Consider the following 22,566-nt stretch of genomic DNA (forward strand, 5'->3'; position numbering starts at 1 on the left):
CGACAGGGAATCCCCCGACCGGACCCCGTTTTTTCATCACCAATCACAAGCGATTTTTATGATTATCACGAAAGAAATCAATCTCGGACAGGGCAAAACAATCTCGATTGAAACCGGCAGGATGGCCAAGCAGGCAGACGGAGCCACTGTGGTCCGCATGGGAGATACCATGGTTATCGCCACCGTCGTATCCAGCCGCAAAACTCCTTCTGTCAATCAGGACTTCTTTCCGCTCCAGGTCGAATACCGCGAAAAATATTATGCCGCAGGCAAGTTCCCCGGCGGATTCTTCAAGCGTGAAGCCCGACCCTCGGAAAAAGAGATCCTTTCTGCACGCCTCATCGACCGCGCACTCCGCCCGCTGTTCCCGAACGGCTACTACCATGAGACTCAGGTCATCATCAACGTCATCTCCAGCGACCAGCAGAACGACGCAGACGTGCTCGGCGGACTGGCCGCCTCGGCCGCAATCATGGTCTCCGACATCCCCTTCGAGAACGCCATGTCAGAAGTCCGCGTCGGCAGGGTGAACGGCCTGTTCATCATCAACCCGACCATCGACGAGCTTGAGGGCAGCGACATCGACATCAGCATCGGTGGCACCACCGACACCATCTGCATGCTCGAGGGCGAGATGCAGGAGATTTCCGAAGCAGAAATGCTTGAGGCCATCAAATTCGGCCATGAAGCCATCAAGAAACTCTGCCAGCTCCAGAATGAACTCGCTGAAGAGGTTGCAAAAGCCAAACGCCCCTTCACCCCGCTTCAGGTACCTGCAGAACTCTCGGAGTATGTGAAGAGCGCCTGCGAAAGCAGCCTTAAAGAGCTGGCCTACAAGCCGCTTGCAAAGGAAGTGCGCGCCGATGAGACCAAGGCGATTTACAGCGAAACCGTCAAAAAGGCCATTGAGCATTTCAGTGCCGCCTTCGGTCCTGAAGCACTCGCTGCCGACCCGTCCAAAGCGCTCTGCCTTAACGAGCACATCATTGAAGAAGAGATCCACTCCGTTGAAAAGAAAGTCATGCGCCGCATGATCCTCGACGACGGCAAACGCCTCGACGGCAGAAACCTCGAGCAGGTCCGGCCCATCACGATTGAACTCGGCGTCATCCCGAGAGCCCACGGCTCGGCTCTTTTCACCAGGGGCGAAACCCAGGCGCTTGTCGCCGTCACCCTCGGCACAAAAAAAGACGCGCAGTCTGTCGATACCCTCACCAACAGCGCCGACAAGCGCTTCATGCTCCACTACAACTTCCCGCCTTTCTCGGTCGGTGAAGTCGGCAGGCTTGGCTCCACCGGGCGCCGCGAAATCGGCCATGGCAACCTTGCCGAGCGATCCATCAAGATGGTCGCCCCCGGCGAGCAGGAGTTCCCCTACACCGTCCGCATCGTCTCCGAAATCCTCGAATCGAACGGCTCGTCCAGCATGGCTTCTGTCTGCGGCGGCACCCTCGCACTGATGGATGGCGGCGTGCCGCTGAAGAAACCTGTCTCCGGTATCGCCATGGGCCTCATCAAGGACGGCGAAGAATACGCAGTGCTCTCCGACATCCTCGGCAACGAGGACCATCTCGGTGACATGGACTTCAAGGTAGCCGGCACCCGGGACGGCATCACCGCATGCCAGATGGACATCAAGATTGACGGCCTCGACTACCACATCCTCGAAAATGCGCTGGCACAGGCTCGCCGCGGCCGCTTCCACATCCTCGACAAGATGGAAGAAGCCATTCCCGCATCGCGTGAGGAACTCGCACAGTACGCTCCCCGTCTCACCGCAATCCAGGTTCCTGTCGAGTCCATCGGGCTCATCATCGGCAAGGGCGGCGAAACCATACGCAGCATCACCGAAGAAACCGGTGCAGAGATCAACATCGAGGATGACGGCACCGTCACCATCGCATGCTCCAGCAATGAGGGCACCAAAGCTGCCGTCGAAATCATCAAGGCGCTCATCGCCAAACCTGAAGTCGGCACCATCTATGTTGGCAAGGTTCGCGATGTACGCGACGAGCTCGGCGCATTCGTCGAGTTCATCCCGAAGACCGACGGCCTCGTCCACATCTCCGAGATTTCCAAGGAGCGGGTCGCCAAAGTCAGCGACCACCTCAAGGTCGGCGACCGCATCAAGGTCAAGCTCGTCGACATCCGCAAGGACCCGAGGACCGGCAAAACCCGCTTCGCCCTCTCGATGAAGGCGGTGGATGAAGAGCCGGCCAACGGCACCGAGGCTGGCGCCGCCCCTGAAAACAACTGAGCTCGCTGAACAAGTAAAAGCAGTGCAGAAACCCTGCACTGCTTTTTTTATTCCCGTTATTACTCGTTATTCCAAAAAAACCCGACAATACCCAGCAACCAGACCGAACCCGACAGCCCCACGATGAAGTACGATTTTTCGCATACCGAGAAGAAATGGCAGGCCTACTGGCAGAAACATGGCACATTCCAGGCCGAAGAGGGACAGGAAAAGCCCAAATACTACGTCCTCGACATGTTCCCCTACCCCAGCGGATCGGGGTTGCACGTCGGCCACCTCGAAGGCTACACCGCCTCTGACATTGTCGCCCGCTACCGCCGCAGCCGCGGCCATAATGTCCTCCACCCTATGGGCTGGGATGCCTTCGGCCTTCCAGCCGAACAGTACGCAATCAAGACCGGAACCCACCCGAGCCTTACGACCGAAAGCAACATCCGGAGCTTTCGCGAAACCCTGCAGGCGATGGGGTTTTCCTACGACTGGTCTAGGGAGATCAACACCACCGACCCCGGTTACTTCCGCTGGACACAGTGGATCTTCCTGAAGCTATACGCAATGGGGCTTGCCTATCAGTCGGAGGTAGACGTCAACTGGTGCGTCGAGCTCCGCGCCGTCCTTGCCAATGAAGAAGTGGAGGAGAAGATTGCCGAAGGGCTCACGGTCGTGCGTCGTCCGCTGCGCCAGTGGGTGCTGAAAATCACTGCCTACGCCGAGCGCCTCCTTTTGGACCTCGACGGGCTTGACTGGCCTGAAAACGTCAAGCAGATGCAGCGAAACTGGATCGGCCGCTCGGAGGGCGTCGAAGTGGACTTCGAGCTCCGCTGCCACCGAAAGATGCTCCGGGTCTACACCACCCGCCCCGACACGCTGTTCGGGGCAACCTACCTCGTCATATCTCCCGAGCACCCAATGGCCGAGAAACTGGCCACCGCCCCGCAGCTGGTGGAGGTAAAGAACTACATCGCGAAAGCAAAGCTGAAAACCGAACTCGAGCGGACAGGCCTGCAGAAAGATAAAACCGGGGTATTCACCGGCTCCTACGCCATCAACCCTGCAAACGGCGAAGCGCTTCCAGTATGGATTTCCGACTTCGTCCTCACAAGCTACGGCACAGGTGCAATCATGTCAGTCCCTGCACACGACAGCCGCGACTGGGAGTTTGCAAAGAAGTTCGGGCTCCCGATCGTTGAAGTCGTCAAAAGCCCCCACGACGTACAGGATGCGGTTTATGAGGGCAAGGATAGCACGGCTGTCAACTCCAGCAACAGCGAAATCAGCCTCGACGGGCTCGCCTTCCCCGAAGCGTTCGAACGGATGGCCACCTGGCTCGAGTTGAAAAAGTGCGGAGAGAGGAAGGTGAACTACCGCCTCCGCGACTGGATCTTCAGCCGCCAGCGCTACTGGGGCGAACCCATTCCCGTCAAGCACTATGAAGACGGCTCGCTCGGCACCGAAACAGACCTGCCGCTCCGTCTTCCCGAAGTCGAGGCCTACCAGCCGACCGAAACCGGCGAGTCGCCCCTGGCCAACATCCCCGAGTGGCTCTACGGAACAGACGGAAAGGGTGCGTTCCGCCGCGAAACCAACACCATGCCGCAGTGGGCCGGAAGTTGCTGGTACTACCTCCGCTTCATCGACCCCCGTAATGAAGAGCATCTCGTCAATGCTGAAAAAGAGCACTACTGGATGAATGTCGACCTCTACATCGGAGGCGCCGAACATGCCGTGCTGCACCTGCTCTATGCACGCTTCTGGCACAAGGTGCTCTACGACCTCAAGGTCGTCACTACGAAGGAGCCGTTCCAGAAGCTGTTCAACCAGGGGATGATCCTCGGCGAAGACGGCGAGAAGATGTCGAAGTCCCGCGGCAACGTCATCCCGGCAGATCATGTGCTGACAAAATACGGAGCCGACGCTGTTCGCCTGTACGAAATGTTCCTCGGCCCGCTTGAGCAGGTCAAACCGTGGAACACCAACGGGATTGAAGGCGTCAGCCGCTTCCTCAACCGCGTATGGAGGCTGGTCCACCCCGATGCTGAAGGCCCGGCGGCCATCCTTGATGAATCAGCCATGCCCGAGGAGATCCTCCGCCGTATGCATAAGACGGTCAAGAAGGTACGGGAAGACACTGAGAGTTTGAAGTTCAACACCGCAATCGCCGAGATGATGGTCTTTGTCAATGACCTGCACCGCACCGGCAACCGGAATAGAGAGGCAATCGAAACCCTCATCCTCCTGCTCGCCCCCTACGCGCCGCATATCGCCGAAGAACTCTGGGAATCGCTCGGCCACCCCGAATCGATCGCCCGTGCACCCTTTCCCACCTTCGAGCCGGCTCTGGCTGCGGACGACATCCTCACCATCGCCGTCCAGGTCAACGGAAAACTGAGAGGGACGTTCGAGGCCGGAAAAGGCACCTCGAAAGAAGAGATGCTCGAAGCGGCAAGGGCGGTAGAATCCGTCAGAAAGTTCCTTGAGGGATCGACTGTCGTGAAAGAAATCGTCGTACCCGGCAAACTCGTCAACTTTGCGGTAAAATAGCGCGATCAATCCGGCAACGCTCCATGCTTAGTGATACGGGCAATTGCCAAGAATATTTTTTTTATGTAAAATTCATATTCGACCTTTTAGGCGATGACGAAGCGGCGCAGGGTGCCGCAAAAGGGACTTTTTTTCAACACCTTAAATCCGGGATCAATGGCTACAGACGACAAAAAAACAGCAACGGGGCAGGATGCCTCATCGTCTCCCGCAAACGACTCAATCAGCTCCGTCCTGTCTGAAAAGCGCAAGTTCCCGCCTCCGGCCGCTTTTTCCTCGAATGCCCGGATCAAGTCGATGGAAGAGTACGAAAAGCTCTACAGTGACGCAGAAAAAGACCCCGACGCCTACTGGGGCGGCCTGGCCGAAGAGTTCCACTGGTTCAAGAAATGGGATACGGTCCTCGAATGGAACACCCCGTATGCCAAGTGGTTCCAGGGCGGCACGACAAACATCTGCTACAATGCAGTCGACGTGCACGCAAACAGCTGGCGCAAGAACAAGGCAGCCATCATCTGGGAGGGCGAAGAGGGAGAGCAGCGCGTTCTGACGTACGGTGAACTCCACCGTCAGGTTTCGAAATTCGCCAACGTCCTGAAAATCGCCGGCATCAAACCCGGTGACCGTGTCGGCATCTACATGGGCATGGTACCCGAACTGGTCATCGCAGTCCTTGCATGCGCAAGGGTAGGCGCTGTCCACAACGTCATTTTCGCAGGGTTCTCGGCCCATGCCATCACCGAGCGTGTCAACGATTCCCGTGCAAAACTGCTCATCTGCTGCGACGGCACACGGCGCCGCGGAGGCTCAATCAACCTCAAGAACATCGTCGACGAAGCCATCGTCAACACCCCCTCTATCCGCAGCGTCATCGTCCTGAAGGTCACAGGGGAGAACATCAGCATGCACGACGGCATGGACCATTGGTGGCATGACCTCATGGGCCTGGCCTCCGACGAGTCGGAGCCCGTCGCGGTTGAATCCGAACACCCGCTTTTCGTGCTTTACACCAGCGGCTCAACCGGCAAGCCCAAAGGCATCCTGCACACCACGGCCGGCTACATGGTCCATGCCGCAAGCTCATTCCGATACGTTTTCGACATCCGTGACGACGACATCTACTGGTGCACGGCAGACGTCGGCTGGATCACCGGTCACAGCTACATGGTCTACGGCCCGCTCCTCAACGGCGCGACCCTTCTCATGTATGAAGGCGCACCGAACTATCCCCAATGGGACCGCTTCTGGGACATCATCAACCGCCACAAGGTCACAATCCTCTACACGGCCCCGACCGCAATCCGCGCCTTCATCCGCGCCGGCGACGAATGGGTCACCAAGCACAACCTCAGCTCGCTGCGCCTGCTCGGCACGGTCGGCGAACCAATCAACCCCGAAGCATGGATGTGGTACCACAAGGTAGTCGGGCAGGAAAGATGCCCGATCGTTGACACCTGGTGGCAGACCGAGACCGGCGGCATCATGGTCTCTCCCCTTCCCGGTGCGACCCCGACCAAGCCCGGTACAGCAACCCGCCCGCTTCCCGGCATCATGGCCGACGTCGTGCAGAAAGACGGCACACCCTGCGGTCCGAACGAGGGCGGCTACCTGGTCATAAAGAAGCCCTGGCCATCCATGCTCCGCACCATCTACGGCGACAACAAGCGTTACGAGGAGACCTACTGGTCGGAGTTCCACGACATGTACTTCACCGGTGACGGCGCCCGCAAGGATGAGGACGGCTATATCTGGATCATGGGCCGCGTCGATGACGTGGTGAACGTCAGCGGCCACCGCCTAGGGACAAGCGAAGTCGAAAGCGCGCTCGTCTCCTATGAGGCAGTAGCTGAAGCCGCCGTGGTCAGCCGCCCCGACGACATCAAGGGCAACGCTCTTGTGGCATTCGTTACCCTGAAAGACGAATACGAAGGCGACATGAAGCTCCGTGAAGCGCTCCGCAACCATGTGGCCAAGGAAATCGGCCCCATCGCCAAACCCGATGAAATCAGGTGGGCAAAGGGACTGCCGAAGACCCGCAGCGGCAAAATCATGCGCCGCCTGCTCCGCGAGCTTGCAACGAGCAACGAGATCAAGGGCGACGTCACGACGCTCGAAGACTTCGGTGTGCTCGAAAACCTCCGCGAGAAGGAAGAGGACTGAGTCCTATCCGCACTCCTTTAAGACCAACAGCAAAAGCCGGCAACCCGGGCTTTTGCTGTTTTCGATATCGGCCATCATGCCTTGATTCAGTTCAAGGCGTAGCGCGCTCAGTTCAGCTGCCAGATGATGAAGTTCAGGTAGGCGGCAAAGCTCACCCAGAGGAGGTAAGGCACGAGCAGCCAGGACGCCAGCGGAACAATCTTCCGGAACTGTACCATCGTCGCAACAATCATCAGCCAGAGCAGCGTGATGACACCAAGAGCAAGCTGGGGCGAGTGCAGGCCGAAGAAGGATGCAGACCAGGCGAGGTTCAGGATAAGCTGGGCCACAAAAACAGAGATTGCGCTCCACGGGAGCCTGCCGCTGGAGTTTCGGGCACTGAGCACCAGCGCAAAGGCGACGGCCATCATGAGGAACAGCAGGCTCCATACCGGAGGGAAAAGCCAGTCGGGCGGGTTCCATGTCGGACGCTGAAGGGTCTGGTAGTACCACTCCGAACCCGGAACAGGCGTAAAAAGACTGCCGGCGTAGGCAAACAGAAAACAGAGGGCGAGTGAGAACGCCGTCTTCAATGCATTGAGCTGCTTCATTGGAAAGGGATTTCTTGTTACGGGTAACTGGGCATTCAGGAAATCTTAACGACAACTGTAACATACACACACCACCCATAATTCCATCCGTAATTAGATCCGTAATTAGATCAGTAATTCCATCCGTATTTCCATTTATAATTCTGCCCGTAACGCTACTCGTAACGATACTCATAATTCCTTCCTCAAAAAGAGGTTGACGCACAAATGGAACGAAGTCGGCCTTGAAATGCTATATTGGACTCACCCGTAACCCGCAACTTCCCCCCTACACACATGGAAAAAACCTCGACAGTGCTGCAGGTTGCCGAAGAGGCCGCCCGAGCCGCAGGAGCCATCACACTCAGAAAATTCGGAGAACTTTCCCACAGAGAGATCCACCCGAAAGAGTTCAGGGACTTCGTCACCGAAACAGACAAGGCGTGCGAAGCCGAAATCGGCAGGATAATAACGGCGGCATTCCCCCGTGACGGCATGCTCTGCGAAGAGGGCACCACCGCTCCGCCCCTGTCAGGACGGACATGGATCGTCGACCCGCTCGACGGCACCCTCAACTTTATCCACTCCTTCCCTGTCTTCTCCATCAGCATCGCCCTGAAAGATGAAGCAGAGGGACTCACCCACGGCGTTGTGTACCAGCCGGTGCTGGACGAGCTCTTCACCGCCGAAAAAGGCAAGGGTGCATATCTCAACGGCCAGAGGATCAGTGTGGCCGACCGGCGTGAAGATGACGGGTGGCTCATCGCCACGGGACTCCCCTTCAAAGAGTACCATTACATGGATGCCTACATGGCCATGCTGAAGGATGTCGTCAAGGTGTCGGCAGGCATCCGGCGTGCAGGGTCTGCCGCTATCGATCTTGCCTACACGGCATGCGGTCGGTTCGACGCATTCTGGGAATATGTCCTCTTTCCATGGGACTTCTCTGCAGGCGTTCTCCTCGTGCGGGAAGCAGGCGGCACCGTCACCGACTTCACGGGAGATGATGACGTCTTCCGCCGCAGAAGCATCATCGCAGGCAACCCCGAAACCCACCCGCTCCTGCTCTCCATGGCGCATAAGCATTTCCCCAAACCCGAATAATGCCCGGGCGATGATTTGAAGAGGACCGGCTACTTTATTATCTTGAGGGTCTTAAAATTCTCTTCCCCCGATGTCGGGGGAATCATTTCCCACACCCTCAGGGGGCGGGAGCAACACCCACACTATGCTCATTCATCAGCGCACACTGCAGAAAGAGGTTTCACTCTGGGGCACAGGCCTCCACACCGGCAAGGAATGCATGATTACCTTCAAGCCCGCCCCGGTGAACTACGGCTACCGGTTCATCCGGACAGACATTGCCGAAAGCCCCGAGATCCCGGCGCTGATCGACAACGTGGTGGACGTCCTTCGAGGTACGACCATTGCCGTCGGTGATGTGAAGGTCCACACAACAGAACACGTGCTGGCCGCCCTTTACGGCCTCCAGATCGACAACTGCCGAATCGAGATGAGCGGCCCCGAGCCCCCCGTCATGGACGGCAGCTCACAGCCCTTTGGCGAAGCGCTGCAGGGAGCCGGCTTCCAGGAACAGGATGAGCCGAAGAACTACCTCGTCATCGACGAAACCATCGAATACCACGATACCCTGAACAGCGTCGACATCGTCGCCCTCCCGCTCGACGACTTCCGCGCCACCGTCATGGTCGACTACAAGAACCCTGCGCTCGGTTCTCAGCACTCCGGACTCTTCAACCTTGAAAAGGAGTTTATGCCGGAATTCTCCTCCGCCCGCACTTTCTGCTTCCTCAGCGAGGTCGAAACGCTGGCCAATCAGGGAATCATCAAGGGAGGAGACGTTGACAACGCCGTCGTCATTATCGACAAGCAGATGGAGAAGGAGGAACTGCTGACGCTCGGAGAGAAACTCGGACTTGCAAGCGACCACCTCATTCTCGGCAAAAACGGCATCCTCAACAACCGTGATCTGCGCTTCCAGAACGAGCCTGCGCGTCACAAACTCCTCGACCTCCTCGGCGACATCGCCCTCCTCGGCATGCCGGTGAAGGCACAGGTCCTGGCTGCACGGCCCGGGCACGCATCGAACGTGGAGTTCGTCCGGCAGCTGAAGAAATACGCTGACCGCAACAAACTTGCCCGCCAGTACCAGCACGAAAAGAAAGCCGGAGTCATCTTCGACATCAATGCGATCCAGAACATCCTGCCACACCGCTACCCGTTCCTGCTCATCGACAAGATCGTCGAGTTCAAGCTCGATGAAAAGATCGTCTCAATCAAGAACGTCACGATGAACGAGCCTTTCTTCCAGGGCCACTTCCCCGGCAATCCGGTCATGCCGGGCGTACTCATCATCGAAGCGATGGCCCAGACCGGCGGCATCATGATGCTCAACGGCAAAAACAACACCAAGGAGAGCGTGGTCTACTTCATGGCGATCGACAAGGCCCGGTTCCGCAAACCGGTGCTGCCCGGCGATACACTTGTCATTGAAGCAGTTATGACCAACATGCGCAGAAGCGTCTGCCAGTTCGATGCCAAGGCGTTCGTCCGCGGCGAACTCGTCTGCGAAGCCTCGCTGATGGCCACCGTGATGGACAAGCCCGAAGAAAAGAAATAGGGGCTGCAACCCCTGGCGAAATGAAAAGAGGCCTCCGTTCACGGGGGCCTTTTTTGTTGCATACAGAAAAACTCCGCCTCAGGCGCCTTCTCAGGCCTTATAGTCGAGACCGTGGTGGATACGGTAAAAGCGAATGCAGTAGAGGATGAAAGAGTAGAGAAGCATGATGGTCGAGAGGTACAGGAAGAACTCCTTGACGGGCCATGCGGTAAAGAGCGGATGCGGCCACACCATTGAAATGAAAAGCATCGAAACAAATCCCACGGCCCACTTCCCCGGCCAGAGCGATGTCGTCACTACCTGATGGTGATGGCGTACCCAGGCAGCACCAGCGAAGATAAAGAGATCGCGGAGCACGGCAAAAAGAACAAACCAGAGGGGCAGTGCACCGATCCAGAGGAAATAGAGCGCCACGCTAGCCAGACAGAGCTTGTCGGCCAGAGGGTCAAGGATCTTTCCCATCTCCGACACCTCATTCGTCCAACGGGCAGCCTGACCGTCGAACCAGTCGGACAGCACGGCGACGATCATGATGACAATGGCGATGTCCGTCTTTCCGGTATGAAAGAACCAGAGGAACCAGGGGATCAGGAGGATCCTCAGGAAGCTCAGAGCGTTGGGTAAGTTGAAGATGTGCCCCTGCACGGCTATCGCTTTAATGGTTCAACAACCAGATCGGGACTGGCTCTCACGAATTCCGCCCATCCGTTCCCCCTTCGGGATGATCCTTTTGCCTGCGCCTTCTGGACGCTTCCCTCCTGACGCTGCAGTTCGCAGAGCGCGACAGCGATGGCATCGGTCACATCAAGCGGCTTCGGCGCGGTTCCAAGCCCGAGCAGGGCGGTGACCATGCCTGCGACCTGTTCCTTCGAGGCTCCACCCCGGCCGGTGACGGCCAGCTTCACCTCACGGGGCGAATACTCCTGGAGCATGAGCCCGCGGCTCACTCCGAGGGCGATTACCGCTCCCCTGACCAGACCGAGCTTGAGGGCCGACTGCACGTTCCTTCCGATGAACGCCGTCTCAATGGACAGCCGCAGAGGCTGAGCCCGGCCTATGAGGCCGTCAAGCGCATCGCAAATTCCTCCGATCCGTTCCGGAAGACTCTGACGGGAACTGAAGCGCAGAACGCCGCATTCAAGAAGGCGGTATTGGCCGTTCTCTCCGGACACCACCCCATAGCCAGTGCAGAGGCTCCCCGGATCAATCCCCAGCACGATCATCCCTCAGTCTTCCAGACTGTTCATTGCACTCTCGCTGATCTCCATATTGCTGTAGACGGACTGAACGTCATCGTTCTCCTCCAAGGCGTCGATCAGCTTGATGACCTTTCGGGCGTCTTCCGCCTCGAGTTCTATATAGTTCTCCGGGATAAGATCCATTTTCGCGTTTTCGAAAGGTATACCCTGATCCTCGAGCGCCTTTTTAGCAGCCTCCAGATCACGCACATCGGTAATGACCGTATAGGTATCTCCGCCGTCATTACTGAGATCCTCAAGACCAGCCTCAAGCAGCGCCTCCATCAGAGCCTCTTCGCTGGCCGCCGACACGGGGACCTCAAGGCTGCCCTTGCGCTGAAACATCCAGCTCACGCTTCCGCTTTCGCCGAGAGAACCGTTGTTACGACTCATGATGTGGCGTAGGTCGGCCACCGTCCTGTTACGGTTGTCCGTTGCGGTCTCTATGATGAGGGCGATACCCGCAGGACCGTAGCCCTCATAGGTGATTTCGTCATAGGTCACACCCTCAAGCTCTCCTGTTCCCTTCTTGACGGCCCGCTGGATGTTGTCCATCGGCATCGAGTTCGAGCGTGCCGTATCAATGGCAAGGCGTAGCCGGGGGTTACCCGAAGGATCCCCTCCGCCCATCTTGGCCGCTATGGTGATTTCCTTGACCAGCTTGGTGAACAGGCTGCCCCGCTTCTGGTCGGTGGCCGCCTTTTTTCTCTTGATGGTAGCCCATTTACTGTGTCCTGACATAATGCAAACTGCTGTAGTGGTTGTTCCTGAAGACGGGTGCGCCGAAGGAGAGCATGAACCATCCTCTCGGATGGGCAACCGGGTCAGCTTCTGGCGCCCTTCCTATGATAATAGATTTATTTTCTTTAAATAAAACCAAATCTGCCGGCTTACGTGCAAGTTAATCACAAGAAAAATCAATGACAAACCTGATAATTGCCTATCAGGGAGAGCCCGGGGCCTACAGTGAAATCGCCGCTCTCCGCCTCGGCCGACCCTATCCCTGCTGCTCCTTTGAGGAGGTATTCTCTGCCGTCGAGGACCGCCGTGCGGATTTCGCAGTCATTCCTATGGAAAACTCGCTCGGGGGAAGCATCCATCGCAATTACGACCTCCTGCTCGAACATCCGGTCGTGATTACCGCCGAAACCTTCGTAAAGGTGGAGCACTGCCTGCTCGGCCTTCCGGGCTCGTCAACCGACACAGCCCGCCGGGTCCTCTCCCATCCGCAGGCGTTGGCGCAGTGCAGAAACTTCTTCAAGACACACCCGAACATCCAGGAAGAGGTCGCATACGATACCGCCGGCAGCGCCCAGTTTATTGCCGGACAACAAGACCCCTCGAAACTGGCCATCGCCTCGAAACGGGCGGGTGAGCTCTACGGACTGGAGATCCTGCAGGAAAATCTGGCCGATGAGGAATGGAACATCACCCGGTTCTTCTGCATCACCCATGCAGAGCACCCCAAATCGCTCGAACACCTTACAGGCTACAGCACAGGCCAGTACAAGACATCCATCGCTTTCACGCTGCCGAATGAGCAGGGTTCGCTTTTCAAGGCGCTTGCCACCATGGCGCTGCGCGACATCGACCTCACGAAAATCGAGTCCCGACCATTCCGCCAGAAGGCCTTCGAGTACCTCTTCCATGTTGACGTCATCGGACACCGCGACGACCCCGCCATAGAGCATGCCCTATCGCACCTCCGGGAGTTCGCCACCATGGTAAGGGTGTTCGGCAGCTACGGGGTGGTGGCGCCATGAACGACCGCCAGCTGGGCATGTTCGACGACGGGGCAGGAATGAACCTGACGGACCCGCCCGTGGCGGCTGCCGGAGCGAAACCTGACCTCTTCCTCATTGACGGCATGGCCCTGCTCTACCGGGCCTACTTCGCACTGCTACGTGCCGGCATGAAAACCCGGGACGGCAGACCGACCGGAGCACTGTTCGGCTTCATGTCTACCCTGCTCCGGATTTTCGAAACGTACCACCCGCGGTATCTGGCCGCCGCGTTCGACAGCCGGGAAAAGACCTTCCGCCACGACATCTTTCCCGAATATAAAGCCAACCGGACCGCACCTCCCGAAGAAATGACCGGCCAGATTGAACCGCTCTTCGAACTTCTCCGGGCGCTCGGCATCCCCATTCTCCGCACGCCGGGCTTTGAGGCTGACGATCTGATCGGCACGGCAGCAAGAGAGTTCGAAGATGCATGCAGCATATACATCGTCACCCCGGACAAGGATCTCGCCCAGCTGGTCCACGACGGGGTCAAGCTCCTCAGGCCTTCAAAGAACCAGAACGAGCTGCAGCTGATGGGGAGGTATGAAGTAGAGGAACAGTTCGGCGTTCCGCCGGAACAGTTCACCGCCTTCCTCACCCTCACCGGCGACACCTCCGACAACATACCCGGAGCCGAGGGCATCGGCCCCAAAACCGCAACATCGCTGCTCAAACGGTTCGGATCTCTGGAGGAAGTCTACCTCCATATCGAAGAGCTCACGCCGAAGGTCAGGAAAAGCCTCGAAACGTTCCGGCCCCGCCTCCAGCTCATCACCGACCTTGTCACCATCCGCACTGACCTGACGCTCCATGTCAACCTGGAGGAACTTCGATGCACCACACCTCTTCGTCAGGAACTGCTCGAACTCCTCGGAAAACTGGAGCTGAAGACCATCGCATCACGCCTCCCGGCAGCGTTCCCCGGTCTGACCGGTGCAGCAGCGTCCGGAGATCCGGCCATACAGGAAGCATCGGAAGTGCATGCAGCTGAAACGGAGGAGCTCGGTGACCCGCGCGACGGAGCAGACTACGGGATGATTGCCACAGAGGACCACCTTCAGGAATTCGTACGGGAGATGCTCCAGACAGAGAAGATCGCCGTTGACACAGAAACCACCTCTCTGGACACCTTCGAGGCCGAACTTGCAGGCATTTCCATCTCGGCGGAGCCATCGAAAGCCCGCTTCATCTCGTTTGCAGGCACCGGGCTCGACCGGGGGCGCTCTATCGAAATTCTACGGCCACTGCTCGAGAATCCGGCCATAACCAAAACCGGACAGAACCTCAAATACGACATCCTCGTCCTCAAGAACTACGGTCTGGAGCTTGGTCCAGTCGGTTTTGACACGATGCTGGCCAGCTACGTGCTCGACCCCGACGGCAAACACAACCTCGACGACATGGCCGCCCTGCACCTCAGGCTCAAAACCACAAAATATGACGAGCTTACCGGTACAGGAAAGAACAGGCTGCACATTTACGATGTCGAACCCGCAAAACTGACCGACTATGCCTGTCAGGATGCCGATCTCGCCCTGCAGCTTGAAGGAGCGTTCGCCAGAAGTCTCGAAACGGAACCCCGTCTCATGGAGCTCTGCCGGGATATCGAATTCCCTCTTGTCAGTGTGCTCGCAAGCATGGAGCATCAGGGCATAAGCATCGACAGCAGACACCTTCAGGAAACCTCCATTGCGGTCGGCCACCAGCTTGAAGCGCTGAGGGAAACCATACACACCACTGCAGGCACCGACTTCAACATCGACTCCCCGAAGCAGCTCTCCCACATCCTCTTCAACGTGCTTGGCCTTCCGACCAAAAAAACGACCAAAACGGGGTTCTCGACCAATGTGGAGGTACTCGAGGAACTCGCGCCCCTTCACCCCGTGGTCAGCGACCTGCTTCAGTACCGTAGCCTGCAGAAGCTCAAGACGACCTACATCGATGCACTCCCGAGGATGGTGAACCCCCGCACCGGCAGGGTGCACACATCCTTCAACCAGCACGTCACGGCCACCGGACGGCTCTCCTCATCCAACCCGAACCTGCAGAACATCCCCATCCGCACTCCGCTCGGACGGGAGATCCGCAAGGCGTTCATCCCCACAGATCCCTCGAACCTGCTCCTCTCGGCCGACTACTCGCAGATCGAACTCCGCATCGCCGCGGAGATCTCCGGGGACCCCAAGCTCATTGAGGCATTCCGTAACAGCGAGGACATCCACGCCGCAACGGCAAGGGTCATTTTCAACACCGAAGAAATCACCCCTGACATGCGCCGCAAAGCCAAGGAGGTCAACTTCGGCGTCCTCTATGGCATTCAGGCGTTCGGGCTCTCAAGGCGCCTCAACATTCCGAGAAACGAGGCCAGGGAAATCATCGACACCTACCGCGAAAAGTACCCCGGGCTCTTCACTGCGCTTGAGGAAATCATCGTAGAGGGAAGGAAAAACGGATTCGTCACCACCCTGCTCGGTCGCCGGCGCTACCTCAGAGACCTCACGAGCCGGAACACGAACGTGCAGAAAGCCGCCGAACGCGCAGCGATGAACACCCCGATCCAGGGTACCGCGGCCGACATCATCAAATGCGCCATGAACCTCTGCAGCAGGCGGATCAAGGCGGCATCCATGCAGTCCGTCATGCTCCTGCAGGTACATGACGAACTGGTTTTTGAAACCACCGGGACGGAACAAAACGAACTCAGGGCGCTGGTCGAGGGAGCCATGATCGAGGCTGCTGCACTCTGTGGCCTGAAAAACGTCCCCGTCGTTGTCGACATCGGAACAGGGAAGAACTGGCTCGAAGCGCACTGAATAGAGAGGCTCAATTACCTGAAGAGGGGGCTCTGTTATACAGAAATAATTTTTTATATTCCAGAAATAGTGCTGAACCTCCCGCTTGAAACACTGTATCAAGACACCGCATGTTCGTGAACAAACGGCCTAATGTCCTCCGAGGACATATGAGAACCCTGCAGGCATTGTTGCCGCAGGTCCCGTCGTTCACCCATGCCGCCCTGGCACTCTTCATCACATGCTCTGTTCTCTTCCCCCCCGCCTCCCTGCTTCACGCTGAAACCCCTGCTCCCGGTGGACTCCTGACGGGAACTGAGCTGATGATCGAACAGATGATCCGTCAGATGGACGGCACTGAACCGCTGGCATCGTCATCGGCATCAACCGAACTGGAAGGCGAGGGATCGCCTTTCCTCGCATGCATCCCGAACATCCGTCCCGTCAACGGGTCGGTGACCAGCGAGTTCGGGTACCGGAAACACCCGATCTACAAATCAAGGATGTTCCACACCGGGGTTGATTTCGCAGCATCAGAAGGCTCCCGTGTCGAGGCAACCGGCAATGGCACCGTCATATTTTCCGGATACGAGAAAGGGTACGGCCAGAAAGTGGTCATCAACCACGGGTTCGGTTTCATGACCGCCTATGCGCACCTGTCAAAGTCTCTGGTGCGCCAGGGCCAGAAGATCCGCCGCGGCGAAGTCATCGCCCTTTCGGGAAACACCGGCATCTCCACTGGTCCGCATCTCCACTATGAGGTCTATAAAGACCGGGTCAGAGTCGACCCTGCGGCATACTTCTTCGATGCATCGAACCCTGACAGGTTCATCACCATACAGCAGCCTTCGGAGGACGGCCCCGACTCAAACTCCTAACATGAACAACACAACAGACTGAGTATGTACTGGAATCTGGATCTTGCCCGTTACATCGCTGACGCCCCATGGCCGGTGACAAAAGACGAACTGATCAATTATGCCAACAGGACTGGCGCCCCGCAGCAGGTCATAGACAACCTGCATGACCTGCCCGAAAGTGACGAAATGTACGAAAGCATCGATGAAATCTGGCCCGACTACCCGACCGATGAAGACTTCTGCTACGGAGATGAAGAACTCCTCACATAGAATGAAACACCGGCAATTATTTTTTTTTAGCCCGCCCCCAAGTTCTGACGGCGGCCGTATGCCTCATGATGCTCATCATGCTGGCATCGGCCGGGAGTCCGATTCACGCTGAAACATCCAGCCCGCCACCAGCCCCGGCCGAAAAAGCGCCCTGTGTAGGAGAAGTCCACTTCACCGGCAACCGCGCTGTAAGCGATCAGGAACTGCAGCAGGTCATCATGACCACTCCGGAAAAATCGCTATTCGGCATCGGCATTTTCGCCCGGAGACGCCAACCCTTCAACATGGAGGATTTTGAAAAGGATCTGATCCTCCTCAGAAAACTCTACACCTACAAAGGTTATTTCTTTGCAGAGCTTGATCCGCGTTTCAACTACAAAAGCAGCGGAAGGAAAGTCGACATCGACATTCATGTCAAAGAAAACGAACCAACGAGGATCGACTCCCTCGCCTATCAAGGAATCAGTACTGCCCCCGATTCGCTCCGGAAGGAGTTCCTGCAGCGGAAAGTCCTCCACACGGGAGACATTTTTTCCGTCGAGCGCCTCATTGACGAACGGGACCGAAGCATTTCTTTCTTCCGCGAGCACGGCTATGCGTTCTTCAATGAGGACAGCCTCAGAATCCGCATCGACACCGTCGGAACCCGTGCAGGGGTTCTGATGCAGCTCCGCCTGCCGATACGCCTCCACTACGGCGGAGTGACGGCTGTCGTCCACAACCCCCTCTCGCGAAAATCCTCAAAAGAGGCCAGACTCATTGAAAGGGACTCTCTCAAGATCAGGATCGCCGGGGGGCAGAGCATATCGCCGATCCTCATCACCTCAGCCATCGACTTCCGCCCCGGCCTGCTCACACGCCAGAGCCGGGAACAGAAAACCCTGCAGAACTTTGGTGCAACCAACATCTTTTCATCGATATATATCCAGCAGGACTCCGTGAAGAACAGGAAGTTATACAACACTATCCATCTTGAACCGGCCCCCAAGCACCAGCTGGAACCGAAAATTCTTGCCGACAACCGCTACGGATCGCTTTTTCTCGGCGGGGCTCTGGCCTATGAGAACAAAAACCTCTTCGGCGGTGCCGAGCAGCTCCGAACCACTACTGAATACGGTACGCAGATCGGCTCGAGCAGCACGCTTCTCAGCAACCTTGATGCCGGCGATTACGATCCTGTGGTCCCCTATGAGCTGCGCATGAAAAACACCCTGCTTCTGCCGGTCCTTAAAAAGCCCGGCAACTTCTACAGTGCTTCGGCAGAATATTCCCAAAGCCGGCTGCCGGTCCTGCTCACCAATACCAATGCCCTCGTAAGGGGCAGCTACAGCGCCGCAAGCGGCGAAAAGGGACGCATGGATTTCGACTTCTTCGATATCGAGTGGGTACAGAAAGATTCCCTCAGAGGGTTCAGCAAGCTCTTCCGGACAGATTTGGCCAACAACATCGGCATTGACACCAGCAATCCTGACGATGTAAGCGCAGGACTGGACAGCCTGCTCGACGCCCATGTCAACCAGACGTTCCGCCTCCGCTACAGCCATTCAAACCGCGACCCCCTCCGGCCGGAGAAAACAATCTGGAAAACCAATGTACTCCTCGAGCATGCCGGTGCCATTCCCTGGCTGATAGACGAATATATCGATACCAGTCCCCACACCGGCTTTACCGACAGTGATCCGCAGATCTTCGGCACCACCTATTCTCAGTACGTCAAGGCCGACACCCGGGTCACGTTCGATAAACGGCTCACCGACAAAAGCAGGTTGGCAGGAAAGGTCGACGTAGGATGGATGGCACCATACGGCAAGGCAGAAGACACGCCGGAAGAGCGGAGGTTCTACGCGGGCGGATCAAACAGCATGCGGGGATGGCTCTTCAACACCCTTGGTCCAGGCAGCAGCTCGAGCGAAGCAGTGGCCAATTTCGGTGCGGATGTCAAGGTGGAGCTCGCTCTGGAATACCGGATTAAATTCTTCCGGCTCTTCGGCCAGGAATCCGGCATCACCGCTTTCAGCGATCTCGGCAACATATGGAACCGCACCGGACCCTACGCATTCAGCCTCAACTCGCTGACCCGCGACTTCGCATGGGACTGGGGCCTAGGCCTCAGGGTCGGCTCACCGATCGGCCCCTTCCGATTCGACTTCGCATGGAGGCTGCACGACCCCTCATTAGCCGATCCCTGGGTCTTTGGCGACGGAGGCCTGACCTTCAACTTTGGAATTGGCGAAGCGTTTTAAACAGTTGACAACTCTTTTCCGTTACCCTAAACAGCAGAGACATGCCCTCACAATCCACCCTCATTGCTCCATCCATCCTTTCGGCCGACCTCATGCACCTCGGTGAGGCCCTCAAGACTGCAGAAGCGGCCGGTGCAGACTGGATCCACTGCGACATCATGGACGGGAACTTCGTCCCAAACATCACGTTTGGACCGATTGTCGTTCAGGCCATAGCCAGCAATACAGCAATGGTCGTCGATACCCACCTGATGATTGCCGACCCAGACCGCTACATCGAAGAGTTCGTCAAAGCCGGATCGAATCAGGTAACCGTTCATCAGGAAACCTGCCCGCACCTGCACCGCACCGTTCAGTTCATCAAAAGCCTCGGGGCAAAAGCCGGCGTTTCCCTCAATCCCGCCACCCCGGTCTCGACACTTGAAGAGATTCTCGGGGATCTCGACCTCGTCCTCATCATGTCGGTCAACCCCGGCTTCGGCGGACAGAAGTTCATCCCCGCATCCATCGAGAAAATAAAGAAGCTCGACGCAATGCGCCGTGAGCTCAACCCTCGGCTGGTCATTGCCGTTGACGGGGGAATCACCGAAGAGAATGCCGAAGCAGTGGTTCATGCAGGAGCCGATGCGCTCATTGCAGGAACGGCGTTTTTCAGGGCGGCTGACCCTGCGGCCGCAGCCCTGAAAATCAAGAGTGCATCACGATAAGGAGGGGGTAACGGGCCACGTCAGGCCCGTCAGCTCTTTGCTTGTCTGGAGACCTTCTCCAATGAGCACGGCATGGAAACCGGCATCGCGCAACAGAGCGATGTCGGAAGCCGTTTTCAGACCGCTCTCCGACACCGAGATAGTATCAGGAGGAAAAAAGGGGCGAAGGGCAGAGGAAGTGACGGGGTCGACACTGAAGTCCTTCAGGTTGCGGTTGTTGACTCCAATCAGGGTGGCTCCCGCTTCGGTCGCCATGTCGAGTTCCCTTCGATCATGCACCTCAACGAGCACATCGAGACCCGTTTCACCAGCTGTCTGGAGGTAGTCGCGAAGCTGGCGGGGATCGAGAGCCGCAACAATCAGGAGAATTGCGTCTGCACCCATGAGACGCGACTCGAAAATCTGTGATTCATCAACGATGAAATCCTTGCGGAGCACGGGAAGCTGAACCGCAGCCGAAACCGCCTGGAGATACTCCGGAGAACCCTGGAAGAACTGCCGGTCGGTCAAAACCGAAAGCGCTGAAGCGCCGATCGCCTCGTAGCGGAGGGCGATCCGGACCGGATCGAAATCATGGACAATCACGCCCCTTGACGGGGAGGCTTTCTTGACTTCAGCGATGAGCCGGAGCCTGCTGTCCTCTGCCCGCAGCGCCGCCATAAACCCTCTGGCCGGAGCAAGCGAGTCGCGAAGCTCAAGGTAACGGGCAAGCGGACGCATAGCCCTTACCCCCTCAACCTCCCGAAGCTTCTCTTCGAGGATCTTTGCAAGGTAGGTCATCCCTCTTTCCCCGCTCAGCCGGCTGAGGCCAGTGCCCTCAGTTCGTCCTCAAACTCAACAATCTGGCGGATGTTGTCGAGGAACCATGGGTCTATGGCCGTTGACTGGTAGATTTCATCGACAGTCGCACCAGCCTGGAAGGCGTAGCGCAGATAAAACATCCTGTCAGCTCTTGGAATCCTGATTTTCTCGAGAATATCGTCCTTGGCAAACATCTTCTGCTGCGGGGTCATGTCGATGACGTTCATCAGGTCCTTGCCATCGGAACCGAGCCCGGCACGGCCGATCTCAAGCCCACGCAGCGACTTCTGGAGTGCCTCACGGAAATTGCGACCGAACGCCATCACCTCACCGACCGACTTCATCTGCACGCCGAGGCGGGAGTCCACGTTCTTGAACTTCTCGAAATCCCAGCGAGGAACCTTCACAACACAGTAGTCGATGGCCGGCTCGAAGCTGGCAGGAGTCGACTTGGTTATGTCGTTCAGGATCTCGTCGAGTGTGTAGCCGACAGCCAGCTTGGCAGCAACCTTGGCAATCGGGAATCCCGTCGCCTTCGAGGCCAGGGCCGAGCTGCGCGATACGCGGGGATTCATTTCAATGACGACGATACGGCCGGTACGGGGATGGATAGCGAACTGGATGTTGCTGCCGCCGGTTTCCACGCCGATTTCGCGGATGATGCGAACCGAAGCATCACGAAGCTCCTGATACTGCCTGTCGGTCAGGGTCTGGGCGGGAGCCACCGTGATGCTGTCACCGGTGTGCACGCCCATCGGATCCACGTTCTCGATGCTGCAGACAATGATCACGTTGTCGGCAAGGTCGCGGATGACCTCAAGTTCGAACTCCTTCCAGCCGAACAGGCACTCCTCCACCAGTACTTCGCCGATCGGACTTTCGGCAAGGCCGCGCCGCACTGCCTCGTAATAATCAGCCTTGGTTTCGGCAAACCCTCCTCCCGTACCGCCGAGCGTAAACGAAGGGCGGATGATGATCGGCAGGCCGATTTCCTCGAGGGCATCGCGGGCCTCTTTTTCATTCCGGACGAAAAATCCCTTGGCCATTTCCAGACCGAGCTTCTTCATCGCATCGCTGAACAGTTCGCGATTCTCCGCCTTGCGGATGGCCCGCAGCTTCGCACCGATGAGTTCGACGCCGTTGCGTTCGAGGATTCCCGACTCGGCAAGGCTCACCGCCGTATTGAGCGCCGTCTGACCACCCATGGTCGGAAGCAGCGCATCGGGCTTCTCCTTCTCGATGATTTTCTGCACATATTCCGGGGTAATCGGCTCGATATAGGTGGCGTCGGCCAGCTCGATATCGGTCATGATGGTCGCAGGGTTGCTGTTGACCAGAATGACCCTGTAGCCATCCTCCTTCAGGGCACGGCATGCCTGTGTGCCCGAATAATCAAACTCACAGGCCTGACCGATGACGATCGGACCGGCTCCGATCACTAAAATGGACTTGATGTCTTCCCGCTTTGGCACTGGTATCAGAGGTTAGGATCTTCGAAAGCTTCAATGGTCGGTAATGTACTAAATTTCCCCCACTCATCCACGAAGACAACGCACTTCCGCGCCGCCTCCAATCAACCCCAACTATTCATCGGACTTCGGCTGTTCGTCCATTTCATCGGACTTCGGCTGTTCGTCCATTCCATCGGACTTCGGCTGTTCGTCCATTCCATCGGACTCCGGCTGTTCAATACATCCCTCCGG

At 57.4% G+C, this 22,566-nt stretch carries 17 protein-coding genes; 11 read left to right on the forward strand and 6 right to left on the reverse strand.

Annotated elements, in window-relative coordinates; genetic code table 11:
- Nucleotides 1–58: 58 nt before the first annotated feature.
- The 3 genes from A3K90_RS07330 to acs all read left to right on the forward strand — a co-directional run bounded on the left by A3K90_RS07330 (nucleotide 59) and on the right by acs (nucleotide 6,958).
- Nucleotides 59–2,257, forward strand: coding sequence for a polyribonucleotide nucleotidyltransferase (locus tag A3K90_RS07330; RefSeq protein WP_303681935.1), 2,199 nt, complete (start codon nucleotides 59–61; stop codon nucleotides 2,255–2,257).
- 123 nt (nucleotides 2,258–2,380) lie between these two features.
- Nucleotides 2,381–4,798: a leucine--tRNA ligase gene (leuS, locus tag A3K90_RS07335; protein ID WP_303681936.1), complete on the forward strand. Its 2,418-nt coding sequence runs from the start codon at nucleotides 2,381–2,383 to the stop codon at nucleotides 4,796–4,798.
- A 156-nt stretch (nucleotides 4,799–4,954) separates the two neighbouring features.
- The gene (gene acs, locus A3K90_RS07340) at nucleotides 4,955–6,958 is read left to right on the forward strand and encodes an acetate--CoA ligase (RefSeq protein WP_303681937.1); all 2,004 of its coding nucleotides are present in this window, start codon (nucleotides 4,955–4,957) and stop codon (nucleotides 6,956–6,958) included.
- A gap of 107 nt (nucleotides 6,959–7,065) precedes the next feature.
- Here acs and A3K90_RS07345 read toward each other — a convergent pair whose 3' ends face one another.
- Nucleotides 7,066–7,548 (reverse strand): TspO/MBR family protein, encoded by a 483-nt coding sequence (locus A3K90_RS07345; RefSeq protein WP_303681938.1) that lies wholly within the window; start codon nucleotides 7,546–7,548, stop codon nucleotides 7,066–7,068.
- Nucleotides 7,549–7,824: 276 nt separating this feature from the next.
- Between A3K90_RS07345 and A3K90_RS07350 the strand changes: the two genes are divergently transcribed.
- Nucleotides 7,825–8,631: an inositol monophosphatase family protein gene (locus A3K90_RS07350; RefSeq protein WP_303681939.1), complete on the forward strand. Its 807-nt coding sequence runs from the start codon at nucleotides 7,825–7,827 to the stop codon at nucleotides 8,629–8,631.
- A gap of 124 nt (nucleotides 8,632–8,755) precedes the next feature.
- Entirely contained in the window at nucleotides 8,756–10,168 is a 1,413-nt protein-coding gene (locus tag A3K90_RS07355; RefSeq protein ID WP_303681941.1) for a bifunctional UDP-3-O-[3-hydroxymyristoyl] N-acetylglucosamine deacetylase/3-hydroxyacyl-ACP dehydratase, read from the forward strand.
- A gap of 90 nt (nucleotides 10,169–10,258) precedes the next feature.
- Here the strand turns inward: A3K90_RS07355 and A3K90_RS07360 are convergent, their stop codons facing one another.
- Genes A3K90_RS07360 through A3K90_RS07370 form a run of 3 tightly spaced genes read right to left on the reverse strand, consistent with a single transcriptional unit; the run spans nucleotide 10,259 to nucleotide 12,147 of the window.
- Nucleotides 10,259–10,813 carry a CDP-alcohol phosphatidyltransferase family protein gene (locus tag A3K90_RS07360; RefSeq protein ID WP_303681942.1) on the reverse strand — a complete coding sequence of 185 codons (555 nt, stop codon included), beginning with the start codon at nucleotides 10,811–10,813 and terminating at the stop codon, nucleotides 10,259–10,261.
- A gap of 2 nt (nucleotides 10,814–10,815) precedes the next feature.
- Nucleotides 10,816–11,391: a crossover junction endodeoxyribonuclease RuvC gene (gene ruvC / locus A3K90_RS07365; RefSeq protein ID WP_303681943.1), complete on the reverse strand. Its 576-nt coding sequence runs from the start codon at nucleotides 11,389–11,391 to the stop codon at nucleotides 10,816–10,818.
- A gap of 3 nt (nucleotides 11,392–11,394) precedes the next feature.
- A complete protein-coding gene (locus A3K90_RS07370) occupies nucleotides 11,395–12,147 on the reverse strand; it encodes a YebC/PmpR family DNA-binding transcriptional regulator (RefSeq protein WP_303681944.1) in 753 nt (250 codons plus the stop codon).
- Between the two features lie 179 nt (nucleotides 12,148–12,326).
- Between A3K90_RS07370 and pheA the strand changes: the two genes are divergently transcribed.
- The 6 genes from pheA to rpe all read left to right on the forward strand — a co-directional run bounded on the left by pheA (nucleotide 12,327) and on the right by rpe (nucleotide 20,062).
- Nucleotides 12,327–13,169, forward strand: coding sequence for a prephenate dehydratase (gene pheA, locus A3K90_RS07375; protein ID WP_303681945.1), 843 nt, complete (start codon nucleotides 12,327–12,329; stop codon nucleotides 13,167–13,169).
- Entirely contained in the window at nucleotides 13,166–16,003 is a 2,838-nt protein-coding gene (polA, locus tag A3K90_RS07380; RefSeq protein ID WP_303681947.1) for a DNA polymerase I, read from the forward strand. The genes pheA and polA overlap by 4 nt, the downstream gene beginning before the upstream one ends.
- Before the next feature lie 149 nt (nucleotides 16,004–16,152).
- Entirely contained in the window at nucleotides 16,153–16,860 is a 708-nt protein-coding gene (locus A3K90_RS07385) for a M23 family metallopeptidase (RefSeq protein ID WP_303681948.1), read from the forward strand.
- Nucleotides 16,861–16,884: 24 nt separating this feature from the next.
- The gene (locus A3K90_RS07390; protein WP_303681949.1) at nucleotides 16,885–17,112 is read left to right on the forward strand and encodes a DUF2795 domain-containing protein; all 228 of its coding nucleotides are present in this window, start codon (nucleotides 16,885–16,887) and stop codon (nucleotides 17,110–17,112) included.
- A gap of 65 nt (nucleotides 17,113–17,177) precedes the next feature.
- Complete coding sequence (locus A3K90_RS07395; protein ID WP_303681950.1) at nucleotides 17,178–19,355, forward strand: sorting and assembly machinery component 50; 2,178 nt, start codon at nucleotides 17,178–17,180, stop codon at nucleotides 19,353–19,355.
- A gap of 41 nt (nucleotides 19,356–19,396) precedes the next feature.
- Complete coding sequence (rpe, locus tag A3K90_RS07400) at nucleotides 19,397–20,062, forward strand: ribulose-phosphate 3-epimerase (RefSeq protein ID WP_303681952.1); 666 nt, start codon at nucleotides 19,397–19,399, stop codon at nucleotides 20,060–20,062.
- Here the strand turns inward: rpe and trpC are convergent.
- Together trpC and carB are read right to left on the reverse strand one after the other, a co-directional pair.
- Nucleotides 20,054–20,842, reverse strand: coding sequence for an indole-3-glycerol phosphate synthase TrpC (trpC, locus tag A3K90_RS07405; protein ID WP_303681953.1), 789 nt, complete (start codon nucleotides 20,840–20,842; stop codon nucleotides 20,054–20,056). The two genes, rpe and trpC, sit on opposite strands and share 9 nt — an antisense overlap.
- Nucleotides 20,843–20,856: 14 nt before the next feature.
- Nucleotides 20,857–22,335 carry a carbamoyl-phosphate synthase large subunit gene (carB, locus tag A3K90_RS07410; RefSeq protein ID WP_303681955.1) on the reverse strand — a complete coding sequence of 493 codons (1,479 nt, stop codon included), beginning with the start codon at nucleotides 22,333–22,335 and terminating at the stop codon, nucleotides 20,857–20,859.
- Between the last annotated feature and the right edge of the window lie 231 nt (nucleotides 22,336–22,566).

It is taken from the genome of Pelodictyon luteolum (assembly GCF_001622165.1).
Lineage (GTDB): Bacteria > Bacteroidota > Chlorobiia > Chlorobiales > Chlorobiaceae > Chlorobium > Chlorobium luteolum_B.